The sequence below is a fragment of the Moorena sp. SIO4E2 genome, from assembly GCF_010671945.1.
GTDB classification, from domain to species: Bacteria; Cyanobacteriota; Cyanobacteriia; order Cyanobacteriales; family Coleofasciculaceae; genus Moorena; species Moorena producens.
Window position 1 is genome coordinate 1 of the sequence record NZ_JAAHIE010001415.1, and the last position, 1062, is coordinate 1062.

Annotated in this window: 2 protein-coding genes; one reads left to right on the plus strand and one right to left on the minus strand. The window is 38.4% G+C overall.

What is annotated here, in order from left to right; genetic code table 11:
• Positions 1 to 277, plus strand: a 277-nt coding sequence (locus tag F6K37_RS44100; protein WP_287257442.1) for a response regulator, incomplete at its 5' end; no start/stop codon positions are given.
• A 101-nt stretch (positions 278 to 378) separates the two neighbouring features.
• On the opposite strand, the gene F6K37_RS44105 is transcribed toward F6K37_RS44100, so the two are convergent.
• Complete coding sequence (locus F6K37_RS44105) at positions 379 to 579, minus strand: hypothetical protein (RefSeq protein ID WP_287257443.1); 201 nt, start codon at positions 577 to 579, stop codon at positions 379 to 381.
• Positions 580 to 1062 lie beyond the last annotated feature (483 nt).

The following is a 1062-nucleotide window of genomic DNA, read 5'->3' on the forward strand; positions in this document are numbered from 1 at the left end:
TTCTGGTAAAGAGGGATTAGCTAAGGCTGAGGCAGATCAGCCTGATGCTATTCTGCTAGATGTCATGATGCCCGAGCTGGATGGACCGGCTACCTTTCGACAGTTACAAGCTAATGCAGTAACGGCGGATATCCCAACAATTTTGCTAACAGCTAAAGCTAGGAGCAGCGAGCAAAAGCAGTTTCTAGATTTGGGGGTAAATGGAGTTATTACCAAGCCGTTTAAACCTATGGAATTGGTCGAGGAAATCGAAGGGATTCTTAATTGGCAGGATTGAGCTATCGGAGTGCTAGGTTTTATTAAAACTCCCAAACCTGCAGCACATCATAAGGAACTTGATTAGGATTAATTGCTGGTAAATTAGTCGGCTTATTAAGCTTACCTTAGTTGATTAATTGCTGCAACAAAGTTAATAACTCTCATTTTCGTGAAAGCGATCGCTTTGACTTGCGCCACAATATCTGGACAACAAATTAAACACAGCGATGCAGCGCGGTCAAAGGAGGCCACCCCACTCGCGCTTTGCATCAATACAATGAATCGAGGGTTAATTTCCGACTGTATCTTCCATGAGGTCATTGGTATCAAAGCCTTATATACTAAGCTTTTTAGGGCTCATGTCACCCCCTTAGAAACTCCAGTCAATATTGATTAATTCAAATCTAAGCCAGTCAACATTACTCAAATTACTATTTTGCTTGACCATGGATATCATTATTAAAAAATAACTATTGAGTTAAAGAAAGTCTATCCGGCTATTATGAATCGCAGTATTTTTTTTAAAAATCAGTCCAACCTTGTGGAGTGGAGTTTTAAAAAAGCTTATAATATGGATAGCATCAAGGCACTACCTAACTCATTATTTTTCTTAATAAAAAAGAATGGAAAAACACTTTTTACAGTTTAGAACCGGCATGGCTGGAGTCAATAAAACCATACCGACTGCTGATGGCATTTATAAAAAATTAGTGTATGCAGATTGGGCTTTCCACTCACTGCTGACTACTGACTGCTGAATGCTTAAGTTATTGGAATTATTAAATGTGTTAAATATTACTAATT

Bases quoted from the DNA above. Each gene is read 5' to 3' on its own strand.
- F6K37_RS44105 (WP_287257443.1), bottom strand. From the start codon at position 579: ATGACCTCATGGAAGATACAGTCGGAAATTAACCCTCGATTCATTGTA.